This is a genomic window from Agrobacterium sp. (assembly GCF_032092815.1).
GTDB lineage: Bacteria > Pseudomonadota > Alphaproteobacteria > Rhizobiales > Rhizobiaceae > Agrobacterium.
The window spans coordinates 19490-42545 of record NZ_DAMDBP010000039.1; the positions used below are offsets into that span (position 1 = coordinate 19490).

Annotated in this window: 30 protein-coding genes; 19 read left to right on the forward strand and 11 right to left on the reverse strand. The window is 55.6% G+C overall.

Translation table 11 applies throughout. The annotated features are described in order from the left end of the window. Positions 1–386 precede the first annotated feature (386 nt). From RT613_RS18750 to RT613_RS18765, 4 genes are all read left to right on the forward strand, one after another. The gene (locus RT613_RS18750) at positions 387–2039 is read left to right on the forward strand and encodes an acyl-CoA dehydrogenase family protein (protein WP_313617840.1); all 1653 of its coding nucleotides are present in this window, start codon (positions 387–389) and stop codon (positions 2037–2039) included. A gap of 13 nt (positions 2040–2052) precedes the next feature. After that, a complete protein-coding gene (locus RT613_RS18755) occupies positions 2053–2655 on the forward strand; it encodes an AAA family ATPase (RefSeq protein ID WP_313617842.1) in 603 nt (200 codons plus the stop codon). Positions 2656–2826: 171 nt separating this feature from the next. Then, positions 2827–3462: a TetR/AcrR family transcriptional regulator gene (locus RT613_RS18760; protein ID WP_313617844.1), complete on the forward strand. Its 636-nt coding sequence runs from the start codon at positions 2827–2829 to the stop codon at positions 3460–3462. A 379-nt stretch (positions 3463–3841) separates the two neighbouring features. After that, positions 3842–4177, forward strand: a complete 336-nt coding sequence (locus RT613_RS18765) for a DUF6105 family protein (protein ID WP_313617846.1) — start codon at positions 3842–3844, stop codon at positions 4175–4177. Here RT613_RS18765 and ruvX read toward each other — a convergent pair. Next, complete coding sequence (gene ruvX / locus RT613_RS18770; protein ID WP_313617848.1) at positions 4114–4608, reverse strand: Holliday junction resolvase RuvX; 495 nt, start codon at positions 4606–4608, stop codon at positions 4114–4116. The two genes, RT613_RS18765 and ruvX, sit on opposite strands and share 64 nt — an antisense overlap. Before the next feature lie 96 nt (positions 4609–4704). Here ruvX and RT613_RS18775 point away from each other — a divergent pair, with 96 nt between their 5' ends. The 6 genes from RT613_RS18775 to RT613_RS18800 all read left to right on the forward strand — a co-directional run bounded on the left by RT613_RS18775 (position 4705) and on the right by RT613_RS18800 (position 9249). Beyond that, positions 4705–5415: a metal-dependent hydrolase gene (locus RT613_RS18775; protein ID WP_313617850.1), complete on the forward strand. Its 711-nt coding sequence runs from the start codon at positions 4705–4707 to the stop codon at positions 5413–5415. A gap of 181 nt (positions 5416–5596) precedes the next feature. Next, the gene (gene gatC / locus RT613_RS18780; protein ID WP_313617852.1) at positions 5597–5884 is read left to right on the forward strand and encodes an Asp-tRNA(Asn)/Glu-tRNA(Gln) amidotransferase subunit GatC; all 288 of its coding nucleotides are present in this window, start codon (positions 5597–5599) and stop codon (positions 5882–5884) included. Positions 5885–6004: 120 nt separating this feature from the next. After that, a complete protein-coding gene (gene gatA / locus RT613_RS18785) occupies positions 6005–7486 on the forward strand; it encodes an Asp-tRNA(Asn)/Glu-tRNA(Gln) amidotransferase subunit GatA (RefSeq protein ID WP_313617854.1) in 1482 nt (493 codons plus the stop codon). A gap of 2 nt (positions 7487–7488) precedes the next feature. Continuing rightward, positions 7489–7995 carry a Panacea domain-containing protein gene (locus tag RT613_RS18790; RefSeq protein WP_313617856.1) on the forward strand — a complete coding sequence of 169 codons (507 nt, stop codon included), beginning with the start codon at positions 7489–7491 and terminating at the stop codon, positions 7993–7995. Positions 7996–8008: 13 nt separating this feature from the next. Next, on the forward strand, positions 8009–8710 hold the full coding sequence (locus RT613_RS18795; RefSeq protein WP_313617858.1) for a hypothetical protein: 702 nt from the start codon (positions 8009–8011) through the stop codon (positions 8708–8710). A gap of 77 nt (positions 8711–8787) precedes the next feature. Continuing rightward, positions 8788–9249 (forward strand): GNAT family N-acetyltransferase, encoded by a 462-nt coding sequence (locus RT613_RS18800; protein WP_313617860.1) that lies wholly within the window; start codon positions 8788–8790, stop codon positions 9247–9249. 47 nt (positions 9250–9296) lie between these two features. Here the strand turns inward: RT613_RS18800 and RT613_RS18805 are convergent, their stop codons facing one another. After that, on the reverse strand, positions 9297–9554 hold the full coding sequence (locus tag RT613_RS18805; protein ID WP_313617862.1) for a YjhX family toxin: 258 nt from the start codon (positions 9552–9554) through the stop codon (positions 9297–9299). A gap of 389 nt (positions 9555–9943) precedes the next feature. Here RT613_RS18805 and RT613_RS18810 point away from each other — a divergent pair, with 389 nt between their 5' ends. Beyond that, positions 9944–10453: a GNAT family N-acetyltransferase gene (locus RT613_RS18810; protein WP_313617864.1), complete on the forward strand. Its 510-nt coding sequence runs from the start codon at positions 9944–9946 to the stop codon at positions 10451–10453. Between the two features lie 19 nt (positions 10454–10472). On the opposite strand, the gene RT613_RS18815 is transcribed toward RT613_RS18810, so the two are convergent. Further along, on the reverse strand, positions 10473–11063 hold the full coding sequence (locus tag RT613_RS18815) for a hypothetical protein (RefSeq protein WP_313617866.1): 591 nt from the start codon (positions 11061–11063) through the stop codon (positions 10473–10475). 187 nt (positions 11064–11250) lie between these two features. On the opposite strand from RT613_RS18815, the gene gatB reads away from it, so the two are divergent. The 5 genes from gatB to RT613_RS18840 all read left to right on the forward strand — a co-directional run bounded on the left by gatB (position 11251) and on the right by RT613_RS18840 (position 14906). After that, positions 11251–12753, forward strand: a complete 1503-nt coding sequence (gene gatB, locus RT613_RS18820) for an Asp-tRNA(Asn)/Glu-tRNA(Gln) amidotransferase subunit GatB (protein WP_313617868.1) — start codon at positions 11251–11253, stop codon at positions 12751–12753. A gap of 139 nt (positions 12754–12892) precedes the next feature. Continuing rightward, entirely contained in the window at positions 12893–13390 is a 498-nt protein-coding gene (locus RT613_RS18825; RefSeq protein WP_313617870.1) for a GNAT family N-acetyltransferase, read from the forward strand. Further along, positions 13387–13860: a GNAT family N-acetyltransferase gene (locus RT613_RS18830; RefSeq protein WP_313617872.1), complete on the forward strand. Its 474-nt coding sequence runs from the start codon at positions 13387–13389 to the stop codon at positions 13858–13860. Before RT613_RS18825 ends, RT613_RS18830 begins: the two co-directional genes overlap by 4 nt. Positions 13861–13969: 109 nt before the next feature. Then, positions 13970–14368: an NADH:ubiquinone oxidoreductase subunit NDUFA12 gene (locus RT613_RS18835; protein WP_313617873.1), complete on the forward strand. Its 399-nt coding sequence runs from the start codon at positions 13970–13972 to the stop codon at positions 14366–14368. Between the two features lie 100 nt (positions 14369–14468). After that, positions 14469–14906 carry a DUF2155 domain-containing protein gene (locus RT613_RS18840; RefSeq protein ID WP_313617876.1) on the forward strand — a complete coding sequence of 146 codons (438 nt, stop codon included), beginning with the start codon at positions 14469–14471 and terminating at the stop codon, positions 14904–14906. Between the two features lie 133 nt (positions 14907–15039). Here the strand turns inward: RT613_RS18840 and aat are convergent, their stop codons facing one another. The 5 genes from aat to RT613_RS18865 form a co-directional block, all read right to left on the reverse strand. Further along, on the reverse strand, positions 15040–15654 hold the full coding sequence (gene aat / locus RT613_RS18845) for a leucyl/phenylalanyl-tRNA--protein transferase (protein ID WP_313617878.1): 615 nt from the start codon (positions 15652–15654) through the stop codon (positions 15040–15042). Positions 15655–15656: 2 nt separating this feature from the next. Continuing rightward, a complete protein-coding gene (gene accC, locus RT613_RS18850) occupies positions 15657–17000 on the reverse strand; it encodes an acetyl-CoA carboxylase biotin carboxylase subunit (RefSeq protein ID WP_313617880.1) in 1344 nt (447 codons plus the stop codon). A 12-nt stretch (positions 17001–17012) separates the two neighbouring features. Further along, a complete protein-coding gene (accB, locus tag RT613_RS18855) occupies positions 17013–17501 on the reverse strand; it encodes an acetyl-CoA carboxylase biotin carboxyl carrier protein (RefSeq protein WP_313617882.1) in 489 nt (162 codons plus the stop codon). Between the two features lie 27 nt (positions 17502–17528). Continuing rightward, positions 17529–17966, reverse strand: coding sequence for a type II 3-dehydroquinate dehydratase (gene aroQ, locus RT613_RS18860; RefSeq protein WP_313617883.1), 438 nt, complete (start codon positions 17964–17966; stop codon positions 17529–17531). A gap of 312 nt (positions 17967–18278) precedes the next feature. Beyond that, on the reverse strand, positions 18279–19046 hold the full coding sequence (locus RT613_RS18865; protein WP_313617885.1) for a DsbA family protein: 768 nt from the start codon (positions 19044–19046) through the stop codon (positions 18279–18281). Between the two features lie 334 nt (positions 19047–19380). Between RT613_RS18865 and RT613_RS18870 the strand changes: the two genes are divergently transcribed. Then, complete coding sequence (locus RT613_RS18870) at positions 19381–20502, forward strand: pyridoxal phosphate-dependent aminotransferase (protein ID WP_409558854.1); 1122 nt, start codon at positions 19381–19383, stop codon at positions 20500–20502. Between the two features lie 83 nt (positions 20503–20585). Here RT613_RS18870 and RT613_RS18875 read toward each other — a convergent pair whose 3' ends face one another. Continuing rightward, positions 20586–21287 (reverse strand): winged helix-turn-helix domain-containing protein, encoded by a 702-nt coding sequence (locus RT613_RS18875; RefSeq protein ID WP_313617889.1) that lies wholly within the window; start codon positions 21285–21287, stop codon positions 20586–20588. A 75-nt stretch (positions 21288–21362) separates the two neighbouring features. Between RT613_RS18875 and RT613_RS18880 the strand changes: the two genes are divergently transcribed. Then, entirely contained in the window at positions 21363–21689 is a 327-nt protein-coding gene (locus RT613_RS18880) for an NIPSNAP family protein (protein WP_313617891.1), read from the forward strand. Then, the gene (locus tag RT613_RS18885; protein WP_313617893.1) at positions 21686–22042 is read left to right on the forward strand and encodes an antibiotic biosynthesis monooxygenase; all 357 of its coding nucleotides are present in this window, start codon (positions 21686–21688) and stop codon (positions 22040–22042) included. The genes RT613_RS18880 and RT613_RS18885 overlap by 4 nt, the downstream gene beginning before the upstream one ends. A gap of 57 nt (positions 22043–22099) precedes the next feature. Here the strand turns inward: RT613_RS18885 and RT613_RS18890 are convergent, their stop codons facing one another. Together RT613_RS18890 and RT613_RS18895 are read right to left on the reverse strand one after the other, a co-directional pair. Next, entirely contained in the window at positions 22100–22843 is a 744-nt protein-coding gene (locus tag RT613_RS18890; protein ID WP_313617895.1) for an anti-sigma factor domain-containing protein, read from the reverse strand. Continuing rightward, a partial coding sequence (locus RT613_RS18895; protein ID WP_313617897.1) for a sigma factor-like helix-turn-helix DNA-binding protein occupies positions 22840–23056 on the reverse strand: 217 nt, incomplete at its 5' end. The genes RT613_RS18890 and RT613_RS18895, both read right to left, overlap by 4 nt.

Sequence of the window (23056 nt, forward strand, 5' to 3'; positions counted from 1 at the left end):
GAATTCGGTCCTGCGCTCTATAGAGAACGCATCGGCGTGGGGCAAGCGTCCGATGGCACCTGAATGTGAAAACGTGGTGATGTTTCCCCCGCTTGCTTTATATCAAGGCGTGAACCGTGATGAATGAGCTGTGTCGGGACGGGTTGAGCACTTCATAAGGTTGACCGCGTGAAAGCCGGGGAGTGCCGGATACAATGAAAATGCAGCCCATGTTCGCATTTGCTACTTTCAGCCGGTGCGGCAATGTTTTCAACATTTTGTGACGCCGGGAGTTTCCGGGGAAACTTGCTTCTGGCGCGAGATAATTGTCTCAATCGCTTTCGATGGGCGCCATTATGCAATATCACCCCCATGCAATTTCAAAAAAACTCAGCTAGAAGCATTTGATGACCCAGAATTCCCGGACAGAAGAATCGCTCGCCGAATTGAATCAACCTGCACCATGGGCAGGAATCAATGCTTATCGCTCAGACCCGCTGATCGTCGACCTGACATCGGATATGGCGCGCCCGTTGCGTGACGAATTCGACCAGCTTGGCCGTTATGTGACCTCGCATGAGGCGCAGGAACTGGCACGCATGGCCAACCAGGGCGTGCCGCAACTGCGCACCCATGGGCCACGCGGCGAACGTCTTGATCAGGTGGAGTTTCACCCCGCCTGGCACGCGCTGATGCGCCGTTCCATGGCCTCGGGCCTGCATTCCAGTGCCTGGGAAACCAATCCCGACACCCGCGGTAACGAGCACAAGGCCCGCGCCACGCGGTTTTATCTGACCGCCCAGCTCGAATCCGGGCATCTGTGCCCGCTGACCATGACCAGCGCCTCGGTGGCGGCGCTTATGGCATCGCCGCGCGTGCAGAAGGAATGGGCGCCGAAAATCCTGTCGCGCAAATATGATTCGACCAACAAGCCGGCCATGCAGAAAACTGCCGTGACCATTGGCATGGGCATGACGGAAAAGCAGGGCGGCACCGATGTGCGTGCCAATCGTACCAGTGCTGAACGGGTGGGTGAGGGCATCTACCGCCTGTCCGGCCACAAGTGGTTCCTGTCGGCGCCGATGAGTGACGGTTTCGTCATGCTGGCGCAGATGGGCGATGGCATGGGTTGTTTCCTGGTGCCGCGCATTCTCGAAGATGGTTCGTCCAACGGCCTGCGTCTGCAGCGTTTGAAGGACAAGCTTGGCAACCGCTCCAACGCCTCGGCCGAAGTCGAATTCACCGATGCCTTCGGTTATATCCTCGGCGATCCCGGTGCCGGTGTTCGCACCATTCTCGACATGGTCACGTTGACACGGCTTGATTGCGCGCTGGCATCAGCCGGTATCATGCGCGCTTCGCTGGCAGAGGCCGTGCATTACGCACGTGGCCGTTCCGTGTTCGGCAAAAACCTGATCAGCCAGCCAATCATGACCCGTGTTCTCGCTGACATGGCATTGGACGTGGCTGCCGCAACGGCACTGTCCTTCCGTCTGGCCTCGGCCTTTGACAATGCCCGCAACAATCCGGCGGAAGCCGCCTATGCTCGTGTCATGACGCCAGCCGTCAAATACTGGTGCTGCAAGATCGCGCCTGCCTTGATCTACGAATCCATGGAATGCCTTGGCGGCAATGGTTACGTGGAAGAGCGGCCAATTGCCCGCCATTACCGCGAAGCACCGGTGAACGCCATCTGGGAAGGCTCCGGCAACGTCATGGCGCTGGATGTGCTGCGCGTGCTGGAGCGTGGCAAGGATCTGTTTGATCTGGTGTTCAGCGTGCTGGAACGTGATCTTGGGCCATCCGGCAAAAAGACCACCGAAGTGCTGCGCGCCGCCATTGCGCTGTGCGAACGCGACGAAGGTGCTGCCCGCCTGCTGATTGAACAGCTGGCACTCGCCGCAGCCGCTGCCGAACTGTGCCGACTGGGGGCGGGGCGCATTGCCGATGCCTTCCTTGAAACCCGTCTGGCGGGTGGCTGGCGCTCGACCTATGGCATGCTGGATTCACGTTTCGACGCCTCCTACATTGTCGATCTGCTTTATCCACCCGTTGCATGAAGCCCGACGGCCCATGACAGCCTTGATCGAGAAGATCTATGATCCGGCGCTGGTTGAGGGGCAGTCCTCACGTTTCATTGTGCTGACCGGCTGTTCCGGCGGTGGCAAATCTTCGCTGCTGTCAGAACTGGCAAAACGTGGTTTTGCGACCTGCGAGGAGCCGGGCCGTCAACTGGTCAAGGAACAGCTCTATATCGGCGGCGATGCGCTGCCATGGGAAAACCTGTCTGCCTTCATCGACCTGACGATTTCGCGATCGATCAATTTCATGATCGAGGCGGCCAAACGCCCTGATGTGACGTTTTTTGATCGTGGCATCATCGACCAGATCAGTGGGGCAGCCCATGCGGGACTTGATCCCAAACCATGGTTCGAAACGGCAGCACGTCGTTTCCGCTACAATGAGACGGTATTTGCTGTGCCGCCATGGCGGGAAATCTACCAGACCGATAGCGAACGCCAACATGGTTTCGACGATGCGGCGGCAAGTTACGAAGCCTTGATTCAAAGTTATAGCGATCACGGCTACCGCGTTGTAACGATTCCCAAAACAAATGTTGAGGATCGTGCCGATTTTCTGCTGAAAACAATTTCCAATCGCGATTCTATACAGTAATCCGGCTAACAGCATGTCTCCCGGTGGTGAAACGCCTCAGGATAAAGACAGGCGATAAAACAAAAGAACAAACAGGTCGCATGAAACAGATCGAAAACGCAGTGCGCTGATAACGTCGCACCGTGTTCAGTTTTTTCTGTTTCCTGCGACAACAACAGACAGTTAGACGCCTTGCTCGAATCGATACTTGAAACAAAACCGGCTCCGCGCATCAAGGATCGCGCCGCGACGGAAAAGATGATCTTTAACGCTGCAAAATCCTTGCTGGCCGAAGAGGGCTTTCAGGGTTTTGGAATCAATGCCGTTGCGCGCCGTGCTGGCTGCGACAAGCAGCTGATCTATCGTTATTATGGCGGGCTTGAAGGTCTGGTTGACGCGATCGGTGAAGACCTTGGCTCCTGGGTCAAGGATCGCATTCCCGAAGATACCGGCGGCATGTTCCTGTTGACCTACGGTGATCTCATGGAAAAGCTGGCGCTTTATTTCATGGAAGCGCTGCGCGGTGATCCGCTGGTCTGCAAGATTGTTGCGTGGGAAGTGTCCGACAACTCCGCGCAGGTCAAGCGCCTGGCCGAAGCACGGGCCAAATCACTGGCCAAATGGCTGGAGCGCATGAAGGGCTCTCTGGCAGCCCCGAAGGGCGTTGATACTACCACCGTCAATGCGGTGTTGTTTGGTGCCATCCAGCATCTCGTCATTTCTGCAGCCACCAGTGAACAATTTGCTGGCGTGCCTCTGAAAACGGCCAAGGACTGGGAAAAGATCGAAGTCGCCGTCAAACGGCTGGTGCGCGGCGTTTACGGCTGAGAACGCCTGTAGACCAAGGCGAATTAGGAAAATAAAATATAAACCCGTCGGAACCAAGCCGGCGGGTTTTTGTTGTTTTGGCGGGCGGAAAGTTTTCCACAGTCGGACGGCTCCCGTTAACCATGTTTGCATGTTGTGTTTGCGCCGACAGTTAAGCAGGTCCACATTGTGTTAATGATTTGTTAACCATGCGCCGGTTGGGCGTATGCAGAGGAACCGCCGTGTACCGTTGGATATCCTTGTGCGTCATGATGACGTTTTTTGCAGTCTTGCCGTTGGACATTTATGTTCCGACCGTGAACCTGTGTATGATGGCCTTTGCCAGATGGATCGTTGTGTCCGGTCTGCCTTACGGTGTCTTTAATCAGGAGCAGGCGGCATGAAGTGGTTTCTGATTTTGTGGGCCGGTCCGATCGCGCTTTTGGGTAGCTGGTATGGCTTGTCTTATTACGACATGAGCTTCGGCATCTTCATGCTGACGCGTGAAGCGCATGACCTCGTGTTCAATATTTACGGCAATATTCTCGGCATCCCGCCGGAAACCATTCCGCCACTTGTGGCGCGCGCCATTATGGTCGACAGTCTTATCGTGTTTGCCATTATCGGGTTTCGCAAGCGCAAGGCCATTGCCGAGTGGTGGCGGGGCAATGATCAGTCGTCTGACGGCAGCGAAATCGTTCTGCCAAGCGCTGACAGCCTGTCCAGAGCCCCTTGAAGAATGAAGCTGGCGGCGGCCGAATCGATACGTTCGGCCCGCTTGGCACGCGACACATCCATTTCCAGCAGCGCCCGCTCGGCCGCAACGGTTGAGAGACGCTCATCCCAATAGACAAAGGGCAGGTCGGTCTTTTCCCCCATCGAGCGCACGAAAGCGCGAGTGGCCTGCACGCGCGGCCCGGCCGAACCATCCATGTTCATCGGCAGACCGATGACAAAGGCCGTGACTTTTTCCTTCACTGCAAAATCCAGGAGAACCTGTGCATCCTGGGTAAATTTCACCCGCTTGATGACTGGGCGAGGGGTGGCAAAACGCCGCGACAGATCCGACATGGCAAGGCCGATGGTCTTGGTGCCAAGGTCGAGACCTGCAATAGCCTGACCCGGTTGCAGAACCTGCGCCAGCTCCTCAATGGTAATGTTCGCCATGGTTCTGCCCTGTCATGATGTGTTTATCGTTGCTGACATATGACATTTTCTGCCGTAACAGAAACGAAAATCTGAATTGAAATCAGGAGATACACGATGAAACTGACATGGCTTGGTCACGCTGCTTTCCGCCTTGAAACAGGCAAGGCCAAAATCCTCATCGATCCGTTCCTGACGGGAAACCCTTCTTTCACGGGCCAGGATGCCAAGGATGTTGCCAGTGGCATCACCCATATTCTGTTGACCCACGGTCACGGTGACCATGTCGGCGATACGGTACGGCTGGCGCAGGAAACCGGTGCCACGGTTCTGGCCAATGCCGACCTTGGTACTTGGCTTGGCACCAAGGGTGTTGAAAAGATCGAGGTCGGTAACACCGGCGGTACCGTCGCGTTTGAAAAGTTCGGCTTTTCCGCCACCTTCACCAATGCGCTGCATTCCTCTGCCCAGATTACCGAAGACGGCGTTTCCCATGCGCTTGGCAATGCCAACGGCCTGATGCTGCATTTTGAAGAGGGCCCGACCGTTTTCCATATGGGCGATACGGACATTTTCTCCGACATGGCGTTGATCAATGAGCTGCACCAGCCGGAAGTTGGTCTTGTGCCGATTGGTGACCGCTTCACCATGGGTGGTGCGGTGGCAGCGCTTGCCTGCCAGCGTTATTTCAATTTCCGTTATGTCGTGCCGTGCCACTATGGCTCGTTCCCGATCGTCGATCAGACGCCGGAGAAGTTCGTGGCTGGCATGGAAGGCGCTCAGGCCACGGTTGAAACGCCGAAAGCCGGGGCAAGCATCACGTTCTGATATTCTACCGTTGCGAATGACGGGCATGAACATTATAGCGAAGTAAAGACGTTTCCCTGAAAACCGGCTTGCGGTTTTGGTGGGAAACGACACAAGAACACGACGCAAGAACACACCATGCCCGGTTGCTGCTTTTCCAAGCGCGGCAATCGGCTCTGGAACATTCCATCGGAGAAGAAACATGTCCGTCGATCTCGACACCGTAAAGCGCGTTGCGCGCCTTGCCCGTATCGCCGTTACCGAAGAAGAAGCAGGTCAGATGCTGGGCCAGCTCAATGGCATACTTGGCTTTGTGGAGCAGCTCTCGGAAGTCAATGTTGACGGCGTTGAGCCAATGACCTCGGTCACACCAATGGAAATGCGCAAGCGCGCTGATGCCGTGACTGATGGCAACAAGGCGGAAGACATCGTGGCCAATGCACCGATCTCCGAACGGAACTTCTTCATGGTTCCAAAGGTGGTCGAGTAAGCCTTGGCGGCATTGGCGAAAACCGCAATGCGGTTTTTCAGACCAGCCAGTGCCGAGACAGGAAACTTGAAGCCTGCATTTGCCAGTCCGATTTTTTAAGATTCGAAAGCCGTTGCCGATATGACCGAACTGACCAGCCTGACCATTGCCGAAGCACGCGAGAAACTGAAGGCGAAGGAATTCTCCGCCGTCGAACTGACGGACGCCTACCTCAAGGCTATCGACACCGCCAATGAAAAGCTGAACACCTATGTTGCCACGACGCCTGAAAAGGCTCGTGAGATGGCCAAGGCTTCCGATGAGAAGCTGGCTGCAGGCAAGGGCGGTGATCTAGAGGGTATTCCGCTTGGTGTGAAGGACCTGTTCGCCACCCGCGATATCCACACACAGGCCTGCTCGCACATCCTCGACGGCTTCAAGCCGAAATACGAATCCACTGTGACCCAGAACCTGTGGGATGCCGGTGCAGTTCTGCTGGGCAAGCTGAACATGGACGAATTCGCCATGGGCTCGTCCAATGAAAGCTCCTATTATGGTCCGGCCATCAACCCATGGCGCGCCACGGGTTCTGAACAGAACCTGGTGCCTGGTGGTTCATCGGGTGGTTCGGCTGCTGCCGTTGCTGCGCATCTGTGCGCCGGCGCAACCGCAACCGATACCGGTGGCTCCATTCGCCAGCCAGCAGCCTTTACCGGCACGGTCGGCATCAAGCCAACCTATGGCCGTTGCTCGCGCTGGGGCATTGCAGCTTACGCATCCTCGCTTGATCAGGCTGGCCCAATTGCCCGCGACGTGCGCGATGCCGCCATTCTGTTGAAGACCATGGCAAGCGTCGACACCAAGGACACGACCTCTGTTGATCTGCCGGTGCCGGATTACGAAAAGGCCATTGGCCAGTCGCTGAAGGGCCTGAAAATCGGTATCCCGAAAGAATACCGTATCGATGGCATGCCGGAAGAAATCGAAAAGCTCTGGGCACAGGGCATTGAGTGGCTAAAGGATGCAGGCGCCGAGATCGTCAACATCTCGCTGCCGCACACCAAATACGCGCTGCCAGCCTATTACATCGTCGCACCTGCCGAAGCGTCGTCCAACCTTGCCCGTTACGACGGTGTTCGTTACGGCCTGCGCGTTGATGGCGGCGACATTGCCCAGATGTACCAGAATTCCCGCGCTGCCGGTTTCGGCAAGGAAGTTCAGCGTCGTATCATGGTTGGCACCTACGTTCTGTCGGCCGGTTATTACGATGCCTATTATCTGAAGGCGCAGAAGGTTCGCACGCTGATCAAGCGTGACTTCGAAAACGTCTTCCATGAAGGCGTTGATGCGATCCTCGCGCCAATCACCCCGTCTTCCGCATTCGCCATTGGTGATGAGGAACTGGCTTCGGATCCAGTCAAGATGTACCTGCAGGACGTGTTCACCATCACGGTCAACATGGCCGGCCTGCCGGGCCTTTCCGTTCCAGCCGGCCTGGATGGCAAGGGGCTGCCGCTTGGTCTGCAGCTCATCGGCAAGCCGTTTGAAGAAGAAACCCTGTTCAAGACAGCGCATGCCATCGAACAGGCCGCAGGCAAGTTCACGCCTGCCAAGTGGTGGTAGCTATGCCTTACGATGCTCGCGCCGTCGCAAATTTCTTTATAGAAACAGCATGGCGCGAGAAAAATTCTCTGACTCATTTGTCACTTCAAAAAATCATCTTTTTTGCTCATGCTTGGCATTTGGCAAAGTATGGCAATCCCTTAATAGGTCAGAAATTCGAGGCTTGGCAGTACGGTCCTGTCGTCAGGGTGGTGTATGATCAGCTTAAGGACTGCAAAGATAGACCCATTGACAAGCGTTTGCGGAAACTTGATTTGACCTCTGGTCGTTGGGTGGAAGTAGAGTGTGATTTTAAAGATGAAGAGATGTCTTTTCTTTCCAACCTATTTCAATATTATTCGAAATTTCATGCTGGGAAGCTTGTCGACTTAACTCACGACAAAGAAGGCCCTTGGGAAAAAATTTGGAATATGTCTGTGGATAAAGCGGTTCCGGGAATGATTATTCCGGATGAAGACATTAAGCTATGGATTCTACGCGGTGGAGGACGCGGAGTCGATACGCATTAAACAAGGAGGTTACATGCGTTTACAGCTCAATCCGTCAGTTCCAGAAATCTCGCGCGTTAACTCTGAAAACTTAGATGAGGCTGTTGCGCAACTTATAGGCGCCCTCACTCCGAGCGGTGGCGGCTTTAACTACTTGGCGTCTACGAAGATTGCTAAGGTTGCCTACAAGGGTTTTCATAATTTAACTCAGCTTACGGCAGCACCTAGTTTGCATGATGGCTCAGTTGGCGCTGCTGCAAATCTTGATGTTGCAAAAATAATTTGTCCTTTAAGCTTTGGTCGTACTACGAATGTAGTCGATGTTCCCTCGAGAAGTTTTCATTACGGCGCTGGTAGATATGCATCTTATCGAGTGCCGTTTTTCTTTGTCGAAGATAGAACGATTAAGCTTTATTTTCTTCAGCCGCGGAAAAGAACTGTATACACTAAAAAGCAGATAGGGATATTTGCCACAATAGTAAAAAAATACTTTCTTGATGCCGAGTTCTACGGCGAAAAAACGGATATAGAATTTGTTGAAGTTGCGGAGAGAACTCCGGGTAAAGGTCGTGAACTCAACGTTTTGGGATTGTCAGACATTGAGTTGGTTGATGATGCGGCCCTAGCCAAACACTTATCTGTTGTTCAAGAGGCACTAAGAATAATTGAAGATGAAAAGCTCATAACGAAAAAGCGGCGCCCTCTAAAGGACCGCGATTTGCCCCTGTTTTTCTAATGAGGCATTAGTTGAGTGAGCTGTGCCACAAAATTGATGCCTGCCAAGTGGTGGTAAGCGCCTTTAAAATTCGGGCTATGAACGAGGCTGACCGTCATGCGGTCGGCCTCGTTGGTTTTCGAGCATGGCGATCGAGTAATGCCTTTGAAGAGGTCTATCACGACCCCGCCGTCATCGCGCGCGTGCAGGATAAATTTTCCGAGTTTGCCGCCAAGGCGCACTGCGATATCGCGGTCGTCGAAATCGATGGTGAGATTGCTGGATGGGGTGCGCGTGATGGCGAACCCAACCATATCTCTGATCTCTGGGTGGATCCGAACTGGCAGGGGCGTGGATTGGGCCGCGCACTTGTCGAGCATTTTCTGGAGAAAATGCGCGCAGTCGGCATCAGCACTGCGACGATCAGCACCCATGCCAGGAATGTCGCGGCCATCCGCCTTTATCAGCGCTGCGGTTTTGAGATCGTCTGGCAGGGCCAGCAATGGTCCGACAGCATGAAGGTGGAACTTGAGAAGGTTCGCCTGGAGCGGGCACTTTAACCTTGAGAGATGCGCCGGGCAGCATTGCCGCCGCCCGGCACAGCCATTTACCGGTTGTCGAGTTCACCTCGTACCAGTTCCAGCCCGCGCGTGGTGATGCGATAGGGCTTGCCATTTGCCGAGGCGATGGCCCGCTTGCGTTTCAGCTTGCGGAAGGTCTCGAGATTGAGGCCACTGAAAACCCAACCGTCACGGGTATAAAGGCTTAGTTTTTCGATTTTGCGATTGTCGTCGCGAGCGAGTTCTATTCTGCCGCCTTGCGCGAGCAGGTGAAGGATGCGCTGTTCGGCGCGTGAAATGTCCATTTTCGGAAATCCGGTCGGCGTCCATTGGACGCATGAAAACACACCCGGCTGCCAGTCAAGGCATCCGGCTCGGTTTCATTTGGGCCCGGCGCGCAAGAAACTTGCGGGCAGGGCCTTTACCGGGACTCCGATTGAGAGAACATAAAAGGCTCCTTCTTGCGCTTTCTGGTTAGCGCTGCTGGTCTGTCTGGTCAAGTATTACGCAGTTTTCAGGAGCCGCGGAAACGTCCGGAGCGATCACACCGTGGCTTCAACAACGCAACTTGGCTGCCTTGGCGCAAATGAAACGTGCCTCAAATAAGCTGTTGAATGAAGAGCTTGGCAAAAGCTTGTACTGGTCAAATGCGGGAATGAATGTTCTACTGCAACCGGATGATCGGAGGCGGCATTTGATCAGCATACGCAATGCGCGGGAAGATGAAGCGGCAGAACTTGCCGCCTTGGGATTGCGGGCCTGGGAAATGGCCATGGCACCCATTGGTGTCACCAAGGCACTCAGTGACAACGCTCGCTCCGCATTCGAAAATTTTACCCTGTCTTCGTGGCTCAGCATCACCGTTGCCGAATTCGATGGCGAAATCGTCGGCTGGGCAGCACGCGAACATTTCGATGACAAGATCAGCGATTTCTGGATTGAGCCCGAATATCAGCGCAAGGGCGTAGGATCGGCCCTGCTGGCTGATGTGGAACGGGAAATCATCGCTCAGGGATTTACGTCAGTGCGGGTGGAAAGCCATGCGCAGAACGATCAGGCCATCGCGTTTTTCCGGAAGCATGGCTACAGCGTCAACTGGCTGACGGTAACCTATGCGCCGAAGCTCGATCGCGACGTGCAGTCGATCGGTCTCAGCAAGCAGTTGGTTGAAGAGCCGAAGGATACCTACGGCCCCGAATTTTGACGCTGCAGAGATCAGCGGATTATTTTGCCGGTGTGACTATCTCATAGGTGCATTTGAACGAACTGGCGGCAATCCGATAGGTATCCTTCTCGTCGGAAGGCACCTGAACGATTGCGTCGCCCGGTTTGGCAACCATGCTTTCACCCCAAGGCGCGGTGAAGGTGAAGGCTCCGGTTTTTTCCGACACGATAAAATAGGTCATGTCGCTGCCAAGCGGTTTGAAGGTGCTGTAACCTTGCGCATCTGCGGGTGATTGCGCTTCGCCATAACGCTGTGGAAACTTGGCCGCCTTGACCAGAATTTCCTCATTGCCGGTTTCCGGGCAGCGATTGCGCACAACCCAGTCACCCGCTTCAGCTGGCTTCGACGTGGTTTCCACGCCTTCACCCTTGATGGTGGTGACGATGACTTCGCCTGCGACAGCAGGTCGGGCGTCCACCTCTCGGGTCTTGCGGGCAACGCCGGTTGCCTGTTGCGCCTTGGCCTCTGCCATAAGGGCAATCTGGTCTTTGACGGGGCTGTCCTGTGCAACGCCGGTGCTGGCGAAAAGGGGGCTGGCAACAACAGCACTGACTGCAAGCAGTCCATAAACGAGTGAGACTTTTTTCATGGGCGCGTATCCCTGTCTGAAGGCAAGATTACCGGCTTTGGCCGATGTGGTGCGGAGCGATAGCCAATATATTTTCCATTTGTGTGACAAGCCAGCTTGTCCCAGATGTTACCGCGCAAGAAGCCTTGCGCATGCAGCGCAATTGTTTTACCCCACAAACAGAAAAAATGTATTCCGCGAGCTTGATATGACCCTTGTAGATGTGCGCACACCAGACCCGAAACGCTTCATTCCCGGTGCAACCGGCGACTGGGAAATTGTCATCGGCATGGAAGTCCACGCACAGGTTTTGTCCAATTCGAAGCTGTTTTCCGGCGCGTCGACGTCTTTCGGTAATGCGCCGAATGCCAATGTGTCGCTGGTTGATGCTGCCATGCCTGGCATGCTGCCTGTTATCAACGAGGAATGTGTGGCGCAGGCCGTTCGTACCGGTCTTGGCCTGAAAGCCCAGATCAACAAGCGTTCGATCTTTGACCGCAAGAACTACTTCTATCCTGACCTGCCGCAGGGCTATCAGATTTCGCAGTTCAAGGACCCGATCGTCGGAGAAGGCAAGATCATAATCTCGCTGGGGCCAGACCGACAGGGCAATTTCGAAGATATCGAAATCGGCATCGAACGTCTGCACCTTGAGCAGGATGCCGGCAAGTCGATGCACGACCAGCATCCGACCATGTCGTTTGTGGATCTCAACCGTTCGGGCGTTGCCCTGATGGAAATTGTTTCCAAGCCTGACATGCGATCGTCCGATGAGGCGAAGGCCTACATGACCAAACTGCGCGCCATCGTGCGTTACCTCGGCACCTGCGACGGCAACATGGACGAAGGTTCCATGCGTGCAGACGTCAACGTGTCCGTGCGCCGTCCAGGCGGCGAGTTTGGCACACGTTGCGAAATCAAGAACGTCAACTCGATCCGCTTCATCGGCCAGGCCATCGAATATGAAGCACGTCGCCAGATCGCCATTCTTGAAGATGGTGGTGAGATCGATCAGGAAACCCGCCTGTTTGATCCGAATAAGGGCGAAACCCGCTCCATGCGCTCCAAGGAAGATGCGCATGACTACCGTTATTTCCCGGACCCTGATCTGCTGCCGCTGGAATTTGATGATGCCTTCATCGAAAGCCTGAAGGCTGATCTGCCTGAACTGCCGGATGACAAGAAAGAGCGTTTTGTCAGCGAACTCGGTCTGTCGGTTTATGATGCCTCCATTCTGGTGTCTGAAAAGGCAATTGCCGATTATTACGAAGCCGTTGCGGCCGGTCGTGACGCCAAGGCTGCGGCAAACTGGGTTATCAACGACTTGCTGGGAGCCTTGAACAAATCCAGCAAAGACATTGAAGAGACTCCTGTTTCCGCTGATCAGCTCGGTGGGATCATCGATCTCATCAAGTCTGAAACCATCTCCGGCAAGATCGCCAAGGACCTGTTCGAAATCGTCTGGAACGAGGGCGGCAACCCGGCCGAGATCGTTGAAAGCCGTGGCATGAAGCAGGTGACAGACACCGGCGCCATCGAAAAGGCTGTGGACGAAATCATCGCTGCCAACCCGGATCAGGTTGAAAAGGTCAAGGCGAAGCCGACGCTTGCCGGTTGGTTCGTTGGTCAGGTGATGAAGTCTACCGGCGGCAAGGCCAACCCGCAGGCCGTGCAGGCTTTGGTCAAGGCCAAGCTGGGCATCGAAGACTGATAACCTCTGTGACTGTCGTCCTCGGGCTTGTCCCGAGGATCTAACGAACCACATCGTTAGGATGACGTCGCGTGTAGGGAATGACATTGACTTGCCGGGATCATTCCCGGCTTTTCCATTTCAAGTCGGAAGGAAAGACATGTTTTTCATTCGCACTGCCAGTGATCGCGATATTGAGAAGGTACGCACATTGCTGGCAAAGACCTGGCATGCCACCTATGACGCGCTCTACGGTGAGGACAAGGTCACGCAGATGATTGCCGGCTGGCACACGCCACAGGCCATCAAGGAGCGCATCGAGAAAAAGGGTGGCGAATTTCTGGTCGCCGATGATGGCAAGCGGATCGGTGGCATGGGTTATGCCGCCATGTCGACCAAAATGACCAAGACAGCACTTCTGCACCAACTATACGTCGCGCCAGAATTCCAGCGCCAAGGCGTTGGCCGTGATATCTTCGCGGAGCTGGAAACCTGCTTTCCGGACGCGGAAATCATGCGCCTTGAGGTCGATCCCGACAATAAGGCGGCGATCTCCTTCTATCAGGGTGTCGGTTTTGTCGAGGTGGACGAAATTGAGCGCATGGCAGGCATTGAAGGTCTGCCAGGTATCGTCATGGAAAAGAGCCTGCGCAGATGAAGATTACGGCCGAGCAGCTAACGATTCGCGAGGCGCAGGAAGCTGATGTTCCGGCACTGGCCGCCATCTACGCCGCCGATGATGTCGGCGCCCATGGCGACACGACAGATCCATCTGCGCTGGGCGATTACACCAAAGCCTTTAACGCCATTGCGTCATCGCCGAATGAAAGCCTCTATGTGGTGGAACTGGAAGGGGAGATCGTCGGCACGTTCCAGACGGTCATTCTCACCAAGCTGGTGGGCCGCGGATCGGTTTCCATGGCCATCGAGGCGGTGCAGACGCGCTCTGACATGCGCGGGCAGGGCATTGGTGCAATCATGGTCGGTTACTGCATCGACAAGGCGAAAAGGCTGAATATTGGCACGGTGCAGCTCGTCTCCAACGTGGCGCGACTGGATGCTCACCGCTTTTACGAACGACTTGGTTTCGAGCGGCGACATCTAGGCTTCAGAATGAAGCTGAAATAACATTGTGATGATTGGAAATACTGGACAATCGCGCCGCATGGCGGCATAAGCTGATGCCAGCATGCTGCGCTTGCGTAAGCGCTTGCATGGGCAAGCCGAAGGAACGGATATGAAGACTCTTATCACTCAAATCTTCACCTGGTGGAATGGCCAGACGATCGGAGCGCGCTTTCACACATGGCGTTTTGGCAAGAAGGTAGGGCAGGACGAGTTGGGTAATATCTATTACGAAGGCGGCACCACCTCCTGGGGTATGCCGCGTCGTTGGGTCGTTTACAACGGTTACGCCGAAGCCTCTGCCATTCCGCCAGGCTGGCACGGCTGGATGCACTACCGCACGGATGTTCCTCCTTCACAGGAAGATTACACACCGCGCGAATGGCAGAAACCACACCAGCCAAACCTCACGGGCACGTCGCAGGCTTACCGCCCAAAGGGTTCGCTTGCTGTTTCTGGTGAGCGTCCACGCGTGACAGGCGACTACGACGCCTGGACACCGGGCAACTGAATCAGGCTGCTGCACGCTTTTCGCCATATTCGCACTATAGCTGGAAAGCAGATTTGCTTTTGGCGTGCTTGCGGTTTCAATTCTTGAGGGACGGTTTGATATGAGGAAATTCACGCGGGATGGTTCTTTGCGTGTGTTGGCTGTTTTTGCGCTGGCATGCCTTCCTTCCCTCGCAGTGGTCAGCAATGCTGCTGCGGAGCGCATTTCCAACAAGGTTGCCGTCTTTTCCGGTATCGACAAGATCACCGGCCGCATCACCTCCTTCGATGTTTATATCGACGAAACGGTACAGTTCGGCGCGCTGCAGGTAACGCCGAAGGTCTGTTACTCGCGGGACGAAGCCGAAGCACAAAAGATCGATTCGTTTGTGCAGGTTGATGAAATCACCCTCGATCGTAAGGTGCGCCGCATCTTTACCGGCTGGATGTTTGCCGATAGCCCCGGCCTCAATGCGGTGGAACATCCGATCTATGACGTATGGCTGACGGGCTGCAAACAGCAGTCGGATGTCGTCGCACCATCCTCCGCCTCCAACTAAGCAATTCCTTCTGTCCTGACACGCCGCGAATCACCACGTCGATCACCGGCGAGGGTGGTTGAGCTTTGTCGTGCACGATTGCGCGCGTGCACCCCGTATCATTCATGATGACGATTGGGACAGAGGGGCTGGCTTAGAACCGCAGGGTTGGCCGGTCTACGGCTTTTTCCAGCAATTTGGCATAGTCTGCCTTGAGAACATCGATGGCACCAAAGGTGATGAGATGTTCTGTGGTGAACTGTGTGTCGAGCAGCGTAAACCCTCTGTCTCGCAGGCGTTCTACCAGATAGACAAGGCAGATTTTGGAGGCATTGGTGCGGCGGGAAAACATGCTTTCGCCAAAGAAAGCCGATCCCAGCGACACACCGTAAAGTCCACCCACCAGCTCATTGCCCTCCCATGCCTCAACACTGTGGGCATGACCGAGCATATGCAATTGGCTGTAAAGCGCGCGGATCGTTGTGTTGATCCAGGTGCTGGGTCGGTCTGCAGCTTCCGCTGCACAACCACCAACCACGGAATCAAACGCCGTATCGAAACGAATGTCGAACGGTTTGCGCCGGATGGCTTTGGCCAGACTTTTGGAAACGTGGAATGCGTCGAGAGGGATGATGCCTCTGACTTCCGGCTCGACCCAGAAAATCTCCGGGTCGTCTGCCGAGTCGGCCATGGGAAACAGGCCAACGGAATAGGCGCGCAGCAGTATCTCGGGTGTTATTTCCGTGTTTCTGCTGCGTCGCCCTGCCATTTTTAGTGTGCGTCACCGGCCAGATATTTTTCCAGCCAGTGAATGTCGTAGTCACCCTTCAGGATGTCCTCGTTCTGCAGGAGGTCCTGGAACAGGGGCAGGGTGGTCTTGATGCCGTCAACCACGAATTCATCAAGCGCGCGGCGCAAACGCGCAATGCACTCGTCGCGGGTACGACCATGCACGATCAGCTTGCCGATCATGCTGTCGTAATAAGGCGGGATCTTGTAACCCTGATAGGCACCGGAATCGACGCGAACGCCAAGGCCGCCCGGGGTGTGGAAGTAGGTCAGCGTGCCAGGAGACGGCACGAAGGTGCGTGGGTCTTCAGCGTTGATACGGCATTCGATGGCATGGCCATTGAACTCGATATCAGCCTGCGTGACCGAAAGACCCTGACCGGAAGCAACCCGGATCTGTTCCTGCACGAGGTCCATACCGGTGATCGCTTCGGTAACCGGATGTTCCACCTGCAAACGGGTGTTCATTTCAATGAAATAGAACTCGCCGTTTTCATAGAGGAACTCGATGGTGCCGGCACCGCGATACTTCAGCTTGCGCATGGCGCTGGCGCAAATTTCGCCAATGTTCATGCGCTGCTCAACGGTAAGAGCAGGAGAGTTTGCCTCTTCCAGCACCTTCTGGTGGCGGCGCTGCAGCGAGCAATCGCGTTCACCCAGATGCACGGCATTGCCTTCACCGTCACCGAAGACCTGAACTTCGATGTGACGTGGCTTGCCCAGATACTTTTCCATGTAGACAGCATCGTTACCGAATGCTGCCAGAGCCTCGGAGCGGGCCGTGGATACGGCTTCGTCCAGATCAGCCTCGGTCTTGGCAACCTTCATGCCGCGACCACCGCCACCTGCCGTTGCCTTGATCAGCACCGGGAAACCAATCTGCTTGGCGATTTCCATGGCGTTTTCAGGCTTCACTTCACCGTCAGAGCCGGGAACGACGGGAATACCCAGTTCCTGTGCGGTCTGCTTGGCGGTGATCTTGTCGCCCATGATGCGGATATGGTCCGCGGTTGGTCCGATGAAGGTAATACCATGCGCATCCAGGATGTCTGCGAACTTGGCGTTTTCCGACAGGAAACCATAACCGGGGTGAACGGCGTCTGCGCCGGTGATTTCGCATGCCGCAACAATCTGATGAATGTTGAGGTAGCTGTCACGCGACGGAGGAGGGCCAATGCAAACGCTTTCGTCGGCAAGACGAACATGCATTGCATCCGCATCTGCCGTGGAGTGCACGGCAACGGTTGGAATGCCGAGTTCCTTGGCGGCGCGCAACACGCGAAGCGCGATTTCGCCACGGTTTGCTATGAGGATCTTGGATACCATGGTTATCCGCCCTTATTCGATGACCACGAGGGCTTCACCATACTCCACAGGCTGAGCGTCGTTGACGATGATTTCCGTGACCTTGCCGGACTTTGGAGCCGGGATCTGGTTCATGGTCTTCATGGCTTCAACGATGAGAAGCGTCTGGCCTTCCTTGACGGTGGCACCAACTTCGATAAATGCGCGGGCGCCCGGAGCTGGCGACAGGTAAACCGTGCCGACCATAGGCGAAGTCACAGTGTTTGCCGGGTTGCGGGCAGGGGCAGCAGAGGCTGCAGCCGGTGCTGCGACAGCAGGAGCCGGAGCCGCAGCGGCTACCGGTGCCGGTGGAGCGTAAGCGGCAGGAGCCGATGCGTAAACGGTTGCTGCCGGCGCAGAGCGCGAAACGCGAATGCGCAGGTCGTCCTGCTCGATTTCGATTTCCGACAGGTCGGTGTCGTTGAGAATGTTCGCGAGATCGCGGATCAGTTCCTTGTCGATACCGTTTTTCTTTTCAGCCATAACGAGACCCTATTCTCTTGTTTATTCTTATTGCGTGATGTTCTTCAGTGCGTTGAGCGCCATGATGTAGCCGTATGGGCCGAAGCCGCAAACCATGCCTTTCGCGGCGGGCGCTATCATCGATTTGTGGCGGAATTCCTCGCGGGCGTGGATATTGGAAATATGAACCTCCAGCACCGGCACGGAAATAGCGCGTATGGCGTCATGCAGCGCAATTGACGTGTGACCATAAGCACCCGGATTGATGACGACGCCAATGGCACGATCGTCAGCTTCATGTAGCCAATCGACCAGCGCACCTTCATGATTGGACTGGCGGCAATCCACCTCAAAACCAAGCGCCTGGCCTGCCTCGCGGCAATCCTGCTCAATGTCTTTAAGGGTTTTCCCGCCGTAAATACCCGGTTCCCGCTTCCCCAGCATGTTCAGGTTGGGGCCGTTGAGGACGAGGACGATCTTGCTCATGTACGGTTCCGTCAAAAATTCAGCGCCACCTATAGACTTTAAGGCGTTCAAGGAAAAGCCCTGTTCGCCTTAAAGCACGGGTTGTCCTTAATCTTCTGGTCATCAACGGCATTTTGATGTGGATAGTTTGCCTGAATTGGCAAGACCGGAGCTACAGCGCGGCATGAGCGTGATTCCCGTTTTGGCACAGAAAAACCGCTCATTCATATCTTCATCGTGGGAGGCTTGTTCTCGGCCGGATGATCCGGCTGGTAGCAATTCCCGTGGCGGCCACGGGAATTGAAGATCGAAAGCGAGGCGCCGTCTGCACGGTTACGAGCAGGTTGCCTTGCCGCAGGTGCGCATGTTGGCGATCTTTTCCTTCAGCGGGGCAGCACCCACCGCGCCGAACACCGCTTCGGTGCCGATGATATAGGACGGTGTTCCTGTGATGCCGAGGCTGTTGGCCAGCGTATAGGCTTCCTGAACCTGGGCCGTGTTGGGGTTTTCTTCCATCGATTTGCGCAGGGCGGCTTCGTCAATGCCAAGCGATGTGGCGACCTCGATGGCGCTCGCCTCGTTGGCGCGGCCGGTGCTGCCGAGCAGGGTGCGCTGGAATTCCGGATATTTCTCAGGCGCGATCAGCTTCACCGCGTTGGAAACCTTATGTGCTTCCAGTGATTCAGGTCCCAGGATCGGGAACTCTTTCAACACGACACGAATGTTCTTGTCGCTATTGAGAATGTCGTCCATGTCGCCCATGGCGCGCTTGCAGTAACCGCAGTTGTAATCGAAGAATTCGACCAGCGTCACATCACCTGAAGGGTTGCCGAGGCTCATGTCGAATTTCGATTCGAAAAGTGCCTTCTGGTTGCTGCTGACCGCTTCCGACGCCTTGGCGTTGCGCACCTCATATTGCTTGCGCTCCAGGGCGTCCTGCACCTCAAGCATGATCTCCGGATTTTCGATCAGATATTCCTTGATGAACGCGCCGATTTCCTTTTTCTGCTGGTCATCCAGTGCGTGGGCAGGGGCGCTGACCCCAAGGCCCGTCAGGGCAATAACGCTGGCAAGCGTTGCGGATGCTAGGGAAAATTTCATTTCGGCCTCGTTGTCATCAAAAACATTGGAGCAAACATCTCAGCGGTGTTTGCAGGCTAATTCATTTTACGGCAAGCCATAAACGCGACAAATGAAAAAATAGCGCAACGCGCGGCAATGGCGGGATTGTGATTGGCAAAAGAATACGGCAAGTCTCCGACCTGCAGCAGCTCTTGTGCACAAAAACCTTGGGCGCCGCGCATTAAGTTTTGAAACTACGCAAATCTCGCTTCACCAAACCCTAACCATTTTCAGGGCTGATGCTGGGGAAAATAAGAAAGGCTTCGTTTTGATTCCTGTTTCCAGCCGCAGCGCCGTTGAACCCTTCCATGCCATGGACATTCTTGCGGAAGCCAATCGCCGCAAGAAAGAAGGCCGCCCCGTTATCTCAATGGCGGTTGGTCAACCATCACATCCAGCGCCCAAGGCCGCATTGGCCGCCGCAAACGAAGCGCTGAAACACGGGCGCATCGGTTATACGGATGCATTGGGACTGCTGGAACTGCGTGAAGCGATTGCCAGCCATTACCGCGTGCAGCACGGCGTTGATGTTGATCCGGCCCGCATTGCTGTGACGACAGGCTCGTCGGCAGCCTTCAACCTCGCTTTCATCAGCTTGTTTGATGCCGGTGATGCGGTTGCCATCGCACGACCGGGATACCCGGCCTATCGTAATATTCTCAAAGCACTTGGGCTGAAGGTGGTAGAAGTGCCGGTGACGGCGGAAACCGGCTTTACGCTGACACCGGCCAGCCTGGAGCGGGCAGAAACGATTGCTGGCTGCAAGCTGAAAGGCGTACTGCTGGCGAGCCCCGCCAACCCGACCGGCACGGTCACCGGCCGGGAGGCGCTCAAGCGACTGGCGACCTACTGCGAAAGCCGTTCCATCGCGTTTATTTCGGATGAAATCTATCATGGCCTGACCTTTGTCGGCGAGGAAACCTCGGCGCTGGAAATCACCGATCAGGCCGTCGTCATCAATTCATTCTCCAAATATTACTGCATGACCGGCTGGCGTGTCGGCTGGATGGTGCTGCCGGAACGGCTGGTGCGCCCGGTCGAATGTCTTGCGCAGAGCCTCTACATTTCTGCGCCTGAGTTGTCGCAGATTGCAGCCGCTGCTGCCTTTGGTGCAGCAGAGGAACTGGATGTCTACAAGGAAAGCTACCACACCAATCGCGACTTCCTGATGGCGCGTCTGCCGCAGATCGGTCTGCCTTTGGCGTCGCCAATGGATGGGGCATTTTATGCCTATGTGGATGTCAGCCGCTTTACCAATGACAGCATGGCATTTGCCAAGCGCATGTTGGCGGAAATCGATGTGGCCGCCACACCGGGCATGGACTTTGATCCGCTGGAAGGACACCGCGCCCTGCGCATTTCCTATGCCGGTTCCGTGTCTGACATCGCCGAGGCGATTGGTCGTATGGCCAGCTGGCTCCAGGAAAAACGCTGAAATTCGAAGCGGATAAAAGAATCTGATTTCAGTGCCTTGCGGGGTTTTTCGGAATCAAACCCGCAGGCACTTGAATCAGTTTGTTAAAGCGCGGTGCTATCCGCGTCGTCACATACGAAGGTGTTTTCAAAGGCCGAACGGCCTTTGCTGGTGAAGGTCAGGACACGGCCTTCCGAGCGCCTGATCCACTGTTTTTCCAGCATGACATTCAGCAGCGATGCGCCAAGCGCGCCGCCTAGATGATGGCGTCTTTCACTCCAGTCCAGGCAGTGCAGGCACACCGGACGACGCCCCTTTTGCAGGCTCTCCAGATCGATACCGAACTCGGAAAAGAACCGTGCACCATCATCGGTCAGCTCAATGTTCTCATCCTGCGATATGACCAGGCCACGCTGGGTAATGCCGTTCAAAAGCTGCACGCCGCTTTCTCCGGCCAGATGGTCATAACACACCCGCGCTTCGCGCAGGGCGGCATCCTTGGGGCCGGTGCGCACCCGCACCGCACCCGTGCGCTGGGCAAGCCCCATCAGTGCCTCAAGCACATGGGCGACATCTGCACCGGAAAGACGGAAATAGCGGTGCCGTCCCTGTTTTTCGGCTTTCAGCAGATTGGCATCGCTGAGTTTGGAAAGGTGCCCGCTGGCCGTCTGTACCGTGACGCCGGCAGCATTTGCCAACTCGCTGACGGTTAGTGCGCGGCCATCCATCAGCGCCGTTAAAATATTGGCACGCGCAGGGTCGCCGATCAGCGAGGCAATTGTTGCGATGACAGGTCCGTCTTTCATACTTCGATCATAGCCGAAGCATTGATGTACAGCAATGACGTAGACAAGCAGCCTGTCACAACAAAGGAGATTGCCATGCTGACCTGTTTCATCCGTTATGAAATCGACCCTTTCAAGGTCGATGCTTTTGAGCAATATGCGCGCAATTGGGGGCAGGCCATTCCGCGCTGTGGTGCAGAACTGATCGGGTATTACGCGCCAAAGGAAGGCTCGAACACCATCGCCTATGGTGTCTATAATATCGAAAACCTTGCGGCCTACGAGGCTTATCGGGCACGTCTGGCCGCCGATCCGCTGGGACGGGAAAACTATGAATTTGCCCGGCGTGAACAATTCATCCGCCGTGAGGATCGGCTGTTCCTGCAACTGGCCTCTGCACCGCATGGGGGAAGTGAACGATGATAGCAGTAATATTTGAGGTGTGGCCGGCCGAGGGTGAGCGGCAACATTATCTCGACATAGCCGCTGCGCTGCGAAGCGAGTTGCAAACCATTGACGGATTTGTCTCGATTGAGCGGTTCCAGAGCATCAGCAACCCTGACAAGATGCTGTCGCTGTCATTCTTTCGCGATGAGGAGGCGGTCAAGGCCTGGCGCAACCTCGATGCCCACCGCGCGGCCCAGACGGCAGGGCGGGCTGGTGTCTTTGCCAATTATCGCCTGCGTGTTGCCAGTGTGCTTCGAGATTACGGGCTGAACGAGCGCGACGAGGCACCAGGTGACAGCCTCGCGGTCCATAGCCAAGGGCAGGGTTGAAACAAATGGGCATGGCGCTGCTGCTCGCAGTACCATGCCTTCTTAATTTCAAACGCCTTATCGCGGTGCTTTGGCGAAACCTTTGACAAGGATTGGCCCGGTGGGACGACCGGTTGGTGAGCCGCCTGAGGTCTCAAGGGTAATCTCGTAAAGCTGCTCATCCCTCGGTTTGGGCAGTGCTGGACCCTTCAGTGCAGCAGAGCGGCTGTCATCCAGAAGGCCGAGCGACACCGGTCCCATCTCCCGTGACGGCAGCGTCCACACTTGCAGGGTTTTACCCTCAGGCACGGGGAAATCGGCCAGCAGGCGAACGGTTGCCCGCTCATTGCCAAAATCCTCGACAATTGCCTGTGCCTCACCATTGCTGTTGAGCAACACGGCAATGACAACAGGATCAGGCCGTGTCAGCAATGACCATCCCAACATAACCGCCATCAGCAGAGATGCCGCCAACGAACCAAAGGCGGTCCAGCGCCAAGTGGTACCCCTGTTGTCGTTGCTTGCCGCCAATGGGGTCGGAGCGCGGGCCGGGGGGGGCGTTTTTGTCTGTCTTTCGTCTTTCGCAGGTGACGCTGAAATCCCGGCGCTGATCTTGCCCCACAGATCGTCATTGATCTCGACCGGTTCGACACTGGCATCAAGCGGCAAAAACCGTTCACGGCTGGCTGCAACAGCGGTGCGCAGCGCTTCATCCATGGCGAGCCGCGCTTCAAATTCTTCGGTTTCCAGAGTCTCCAGAAGACCCAGAACATATTCGTCTGCAAGATTGGTGAAATCTTTTTCAGGATTGGTGCCGGTCATCGCATGCACTCCCGCAAGGTTGTAAGCCCGCGTTTTATCCAGGATTTTGCCGTGCCGAGAGGCAGCCGCAGCCGTCCGGCAATCTCACCATGGGTATAACCGCCGACATAGGCCATCAGGATTGTCTTGCGCCGGCTTTCTTCCAGGGCGCCCAGGCATTCATGCAGGCGGCTGCCGTTCTCCAGCCTTTGCCACGAGGCCATGATCTGATCG

Bases quoted from the DNA above. Each gene is read 5' to 3' on its own strand.
- RT613_RS18840 (WP_313617876.1), top strand. From the start codon at position 14,469: ATGAGGAAATTCACGCGGGATGGTTCTTTGCGTGTGTTGGCTGTTTTT.
- aroQ (WP_313617883.1), bottom strand. From the start codon at position 17,966: ATGAGCAAGATCGTCCTCGTCCTCAACGGCCCCAACCTGAACATGCTG.
- RT613_RS18885 (WP_313617893.1), top strand. From the start codon at position 21,686: ATGATAGCAGTAATATTTGAGGTGTGGCCGGCCGAGGGTGAGCGGCAA.
- RT613_RS18790 (WP_313617856.1), top strand. From the start codon at position 7,489: ATGCCTTACGATGCTCGCGCCGTCGCAAATTTCTTTATAGAAACAGCA.
- RT613_RS18830 (WP_313617872.1), top strand. From the start codon at position 13,387: ATGAAGATTACGGCCGAGCAGCTAACGATTCGCGAGGCGCAGGAAGCT.
- accC (WP_313617880.1), bottom strand. From the start codon at position 17,000: ATGGTATCCAAGATCCTCATAGCAAACCGTGGCGAAATCGCGCTTCGC.
- RT613_RS18835 (WP_313617873.1), top strand. From the start codon at position 13,970: ATGAAGACTCTTATCACTCAAATCTTCACCTGGTGGAATGGCCAGACG.
- gatB (WP_313617868.1), top strand. From the start codon at position 11,251: ATGACCCTTGTAGATGTGCGCACACCAGACCCGAAACGCTTCATTCCC.
- RT613_RS18765 (WP_313617846.1), top strand. From the start codon at position 3,842: ATGAAGTGGTTTCTGATTTTGTGGGCCGGTCCGATCGCGCTTTTGGGT.
- RT613_RS18880 (WP_313617891.1), top strand. From the start codon at position 21,363: ATGCTGACCTGTTTCATCCGTTATGAAATCGACCCTTTCAAGGTCGAT.
- RT613_RS18890 (WP_313617895.1), bottom strand. From the start codon at position 22,843: ATGACCGGCACCAATCCTGAAAAAGATTTCACCAATCTTGCAGACGAA.
- RT613_RS18870 (WP_409558854.1), top strand. From the start codon at position 19,381: ATGGACATTCTTGCGGAAGCCAATCGCCGCAAGAAAGAAGGCCGCCCC.
- ruvX (WP_313617848.1), bottom strand. From the start codon at position 4,608: ATGGCGAACATTACCATTGAGGAGCTGGCGCAGGTTCTGCAACCGGGT.
- RT613_RS18825 (WP_313617870.1), top strand. From the start codon at position 12,893: ATGTTTTTCATTCGCACTGCCAGTGATCGCGATATTGAGAAGGTACGC.
- aat (WP_313617878.1), bottom strand. From the start codon at position 15,654: ATGGCAGGGCGACGCAGCAGAAACACGGAAATAACACCCGAGATACTG.
- RT613_RS18775 (WP_313617850.1), top strand. From the start codon at position 4,705: ATGAAACTGACATGGCTTGGTCACGCTGCTTTCCGCCTTGAAACAGGC.
- gatC (WP_313617852.1), top strand. From the start codon at position 5,597: ATGTCCGTCGATCTCGACACCGTAAAGCGCGTTGCGCGCCTTGCCCGT.
- RT613_RS18805 (WP_313617862.1), bottom strand. From the start codon at position 9,554: ATGGACATTTCACGCGCCGAACAGCGCATCCTTCACCTGCTCGCGCAA.
- RT613_RS18865 (WP_313617885.1), bottom strand. From the start codon at position 19,046: ATGAAATTTTCCCTAGCATCCGCAACGCTTGCCAGCGTTATTGCCCTG.
- RT613_RS18750 (WP_313617840.1), top strand. From the start codon at position 387: ATGACCCAGAATTCCCGGACAGAAGAATCGCTCGCCGAATTGAATCAA.
- accB (WP_313617882.1), bottom strand. From the start codon at position 17,501: ATGGCTGAAAAGAAAAACGGTATCGACAAGGAACTGATCCGCGATCTC.
- RT613_RS18875 (WP_313617889.1), bottom strand. From the start codon at position 21,287: ATGAAAGACGGACCTGTCATCGCAACAATTGCCTCGCTGATCGGCGAC.
- RT613_RS18815 (WP_313617866.1), bottom strand. From the start codon at position 11,063: ATGAAAAAAGTCTCACTCGTTTATGGACTGCTTGCAGTCAGTGCTGTT.
- RT613_RS18800 (WP_313617860.1), top strand. From the start codon at position 8,788: ATGAACGAGGCTGACCGTCATGCGGTCGGCCTCGTTGGTTTTCGAGCA.
- RT613_RS18755 (WP_313617842.1), top strand. From the start codon at position 2,053: ATGACAGCCTTGATCGAGAAGATCTATGATCCGGCGCTGGTTGAGGGG.
- RT613_RS18795 (WP_313617858.1), top strand. From the start codon at position 8,009: ATGCGTTTACAGCTCAATCCGTCAGTTCCAGAAATCTCGCGCGTTAAC.
- gatA (WP_313617854.1), top strand. From the start codon at position 6,005: ATGACCGAACTGACCAGCCTGACCATTGCCGAAGCACGCGAGAAACTG.